3 protein-coding genes are annotated in these 4,543 nt (G+C 65.2%); all 3 read left to right on the forward strand.

The window, feature by feature from the left end; genetic code table 11:
* Positions 1–1,034: beta-ketoacyl synthase N-terminal-like domain-containing protein (locus D0N36_RS19125; protein ID WP_207190732.1), on the forward strand; the 1,034-nt coding region annotated here is incomplete at its 5' end.
* A 128-nt stretch (positions 1,035–1,162) separates the two neighbouring features.
* Positions 1,163–2,524, forward strand: a complete 1,362-nt coding sequence (locus tag D0N36_RS19130) for a M20/M25/M40 family metallo-hydrolase (RefSeq protein WP_116943415.1) — start codon at positions 1,163–1,165, stop codon at positions 2,522–2,524.
* Positions 2,525–2,611: 87 nt separating this feature from the next.
* Positions 2,612–4,543 (forward strand): DEAD/DEAH box helicase family protein (locus tag D0N36_RS19135; RefSeq protein ID WP_116943416.1); only part of this gene is annotated, 1,932 nt, incomplete at its 3' end.

The following is a 4,543-nucleotide window of genomic DNA, read 5'->3' on the forward strand; positions in this document are numbered from 1 at the left end:
CAGAGCGAAGCGAAGAATCTCGCTCGGGTTCGTTGGACCACAACCAAGCAACTAATCCGGGCGAGATTCTTCGCTTCGCTCTGAATGACGTTCCGGCAACTGACAACTGGCAACTGGCAACTGATAATTTAGCCGTCAGCATCGGGAGCAGCCGGGGGGCCACGGGGCGGCTGGAGGAGTTTCATGCGGAGTTTCTGGCGGAAGGGCGCGTGCCGGCCGCCGCTTCGCCCCTTACCACGCTGGGTAATGTAGCCAGCTTGGTAGCCTTTGATGCCGGGCAGACGGGCGCGGCGGCCCTGAGCCACTCGAGCACTTGCAGCAGCGCGTTTCAGGCCTTGGGCAACGCCGTAGCCTGGCTACGCGCCGGTATGGCCGACCGGTTTCTGGCCGGCGGCGCCGAGGCCCCGCTCACGGCCTTTACGTTGGCTCAGATGCGGGCCATCGGTATCTATTCGCCTTTTGGGGCGGCCGACTGGCCCTGCCGGCCGGGCGCGGGCCGGCCCTCCACATTCGTGCTGGGCGAGGGCGCGGCCGTTTTCGTGCTGGAGCGCGGTAGTCGGGCGGCATTACAGGCAGCCGGCGAAACCGCGCTGCTGCTCGAAGGCGTGGGCTTCGGCTTCGAGGCGCTGGGTAGCAAAACCGGCCTCTCAGCCGACGGCCAGCACTTCCAGCAGGCCATGCGGGCGGCGTTGCAGCAGGCTGCTGTGGCCCCGGCCGAAATAGATGCCGTAGTGCTCCACTCGCCCGGCACCCCCGCCGGCGACGCGGCCGAGCGGGCGGCGCTACGGGCTATATTTGGCGAGGAGTTGCCGCTACTACTATCCAATAAGTGGCTGCTGGGCCACACGCTGGGCGCTTCGGCCGCCCTGAGTCTGGATTTCGCTCTGCACGTGCTCGAAACCCAAACCTGGCCTACGCCCCCCTTCGCTACCGACGTAAATGGACCGGCTCTACGGCTGGTGCGGCGGGTGCTGGTGAATGCCGCCGGCTTCGGAGGCAACGCGGCGAGCGTAGTGGTGACTTTGGGGATGTAGCGCGAAGCGCCAGCTTCGCGTACCGTTGAACAAAATCGTTGTAGCTCCAGCAACGACACGCGAAGCTGGTGCTTCGCGCTACATCCCCCACACCGCCTTATATTTCCCGTCCCAACCACCACCCTACTATGTCCCGCTCCCTACTTCTGTTGCTCGGCCTTGGCCTGCTGAACACGCCCGTTTTCGCCCAGACCAAACCCGCCACCACGCCCAATCCGCTTATCCTGCAGATAGTACAGCAAATTTCGGAGAAAAACCTGCGCGATGACGTGGACAAGCTCGTGAGCTTCGGCACGCGCCACACGCTTTCCGACACCAAAAGCAAGAAGCGCGGCATCGGGGCAGCCCGGAATTGGGTGGAAAGCGAGTTCCGCAAGTACAGCAAGGCCAGCGGCGGGCGGCTTAAAGTCGAGCAGGACACGTTCACTGTTAAGCCCGACGGCCGCCGCATCAACGCGCCCGTGCTCATGGCCAACGTGATGGCCACGCTGCCCGGCACCGACCCTACCGATACGCGCATCTTCATCGTCAGTGGCCACATCGACTCGCGGGTGAGCGACGTGATGAACGCCACGGCCGACGCGCCGGGCGCCAACGACGACGCCTCGGGCACGGTGGCCGTGATGGAGCTGGCCCGGGTGATGAGCCAGCAGCAGTTTCCGGCTACCATCATTTTCGTGGCGGTGCAGGGCGAAGAGCAGGGCCTGTATGGCTCGACGCATATGGCCAAGCGGGCCAAAAAAGAGGGCTGGAACCTGGTGGCCATGCTCAACAACGACATCGTAGGCAACTCGACCGGCCACGACCCGACCATCAAAAACACCACCCAGCTGCGGGTGCTCAGCGAAGGTATTCCGGCCAACGAAACGCCCGAGCAGGCCCGGATGCGCCGCACGCTCAGCTCGGAAAACGATTCGCCCAGCCGCCTGCTGGCCCGTTACGCCCGCGAGGCCACCAAGCAGTACGTACCCGGCCACGAAGTAGTGCTGGTGTACCGCCCCGACCGGTTTCTGCGCGGCGGCGACCATACGCCCTTCAATCAGCAGGGTTTCACGGCGGTGCGCTTCACAGAGGTGAACGAGGATTTCCGCCACCAGCACCAGGATTTACGCACCGAAAACGGCGAGGAATACGGCGACCTGGCCAAGTTCATGGACTTTGCCTACCTGCGCCAGAACACCGGCGTTAACCTGGCGACGCTGGCAAACCTGGCGCTGGCCCCGGCCGCCCCGCGCAATGTGGGCGTGCTCACGGCTAAGCTCACCAACCGCACCGAGCTGCAGTGGGAGGCGCCCGCCGCGGGCGAAAAACCGGCCGGCTACTACGTGCTCATGCGTGAAACCAGCGCCCCCGAGTGGCAGCAGAAGTTCTTCGTAACCGACCTCAAAGCCGATTTGCCCTTCAACAAGGACAACTTCATCTTCGGGGTGGTAAGCGTGGACGCCGAGGGCCACGAGAGCCTGCCGGTGCTGCCCGTACCGGTGCGGTAAGCAGAACAGACGGAACCCAGGTGCGGAAATAGTTATGCTGAGCATGACTATTTCCGCACTCTCCCCCACCATAATTCAGCCTTTAGCTTGCCGCTGCCCATACCTCTGCCCGCCCCCGTTCAGTTCAAACACCCCTGGCGGGGCTACCAGCAGCGGATTCTGAATGAACTGAGTGCGCATTTAGCCAACGACCACCTGCACGTGGTAGCCCCACCCGGCTCGGGCAAAACGGTGCTGGGCCTGGAAGTGCTTTGCCGCCTGAACCGGCCCGCCCTGGTGCTGGCCCCCACCCTCACCATCCGCGACCAGTGGGTGGAGCGCTTCTGCGAGCTTTTTCTGGCCGATGCCGCCCGGCCCGCCTGGCTTTCTACCGACCTGCACCAGCCTGCCTGGCTGACCATCAGCACCTACCAGGCCCTGCACGCCGCCTGCGTCGAACCCGCTGCAGAGCCGGCTAGTAAGGTTCCTGCTACCACTGCCGAGGACGGGGGCGACACCACTGGCAAAAACAAACGCAAAACCGACACCAAAGCAAAGAGTAAAGCGGCAACCCGTGGCACCGCGGCGCTGCTGCGGCGGCTACGGGCCCAGCAGGTGGGGACGCTGGTACTGGATGAGGCCCATCACCTGCAGAATGCCTGGTGGCGGAGCCTGATGCAGGTGAAAGAGGCCCTGGCCCCGACTGTGGTGGGCTTGACGGCCACGCCACCCTACGATGTGTCGGCGGCCGAGTGGGAGCGGTACTGCGACCTGAACGGGCCCGTAGACGCCGAAATAACGGTGGCCGAGCTGGTGGCGGCCGGCGACCTGTGCCCGCACCAGGATTACGTGTGCTTCTCGGAGCCCACCGGCACCGAAGGCCAGCAGTTGCGGGAGCTGTTCGAAGTTTTGCAAGCCGAATACGCCGCCCTTAGTCAGGACGGGGTTTTGGGGGCCGCCCTGGCCAGCCACCCGGCCCTGCAAGCCCCTTTAAGCCACCTCGATTGGGTGTATGGGCAGCTGTCAAGCTTCGCCGCCAGCCTGATTTTACTGCACGCCCAGGGCCAGCCCCCGCACCCCGATCAGCTGGCCGTGCTCGGCATCGAGGCCCCGGCACTGCCCCCGCTCACGCCCGAATGGCTGGAAAAAGCCGTAGCATTTTACTTGTTTGAAGAGGGCTTCGATGAAGCCCACGCGCCCCACCGCCAGGCCCTGGAAAAGCGCCTGCGCCAGCACGGGCTAATCCAAGGGCGGCGGGTGGCGCTGCGCTTTCATCCCCAACTCGACCAATTGCTGAGTACCAGCCTGAGCAAGCTACACGCCATCGGGCAGATTGCGGAGTTCGAGCAGGTTGCGCTGGGGAATGAGCTGCGGCTGGTGGTGCTCACCGACTACATCCGGCGCGATTTTATGCCCGCTACGGCTACCAACGAGCTACCCCTCAACCAACTGGGAGTGCTGCCAATATTTGAGCTGCTGCGCCGCCACCCGGTGCCGGGCCAGCGGCTGGGCGTACTAACGGGCAGCGTGGTGATAATTCCGGTGGCCGCTTTGCCGGCGCTGCACGCGGCGGCTCCGGGGCTGCCGCCGCTGCCGGCCCGGCCCCTGCCCTACGATGCGGCCTACGCGCTGCTGCTGCCCCCGGCCGGCCGGCAAACCGAGCTGGTGGGCCTCATTACTCAATTGTTCGAGCAGGGCGACATCACCACACTCATCGGCACCAAGGCCCTGCTGGGCGAGGGCTGGGACGCGCCCTGCCTCAACACGCTGGTGCTGGCCAGCTTTGTGGGCTCGTTCGTGCAATCGAACCAGATGCGCGGCCGGGCCATTCGCACCAACGCCGCCCGGCCCGCCAAGGCCAGCCACATCTGGCACTTAGCCTGCCTGGCCCCCCAGGCCCCCAGCGGCGGCCCCGACTTGGAGCTGCTGCGCCGCCGGTTCCGGGCCTTTGTGGGTGTAACGCTGCCGCCCCAGGCCCCAGCTTTGGCCGAGGGCCTGGCCCGCCTGGGCATCCCCGACGCCAACTTACGGGTCGCGGAG

It is taken from the genome of Hymenobacter lapidiphilus (genome assembly GCF_003417065.2).
Taxonomy (GTDB): Bacteria; Bacteroidota; Bacteroidia; order Cytophagales; family Hymenobacteraceae; genus Hymenobacter.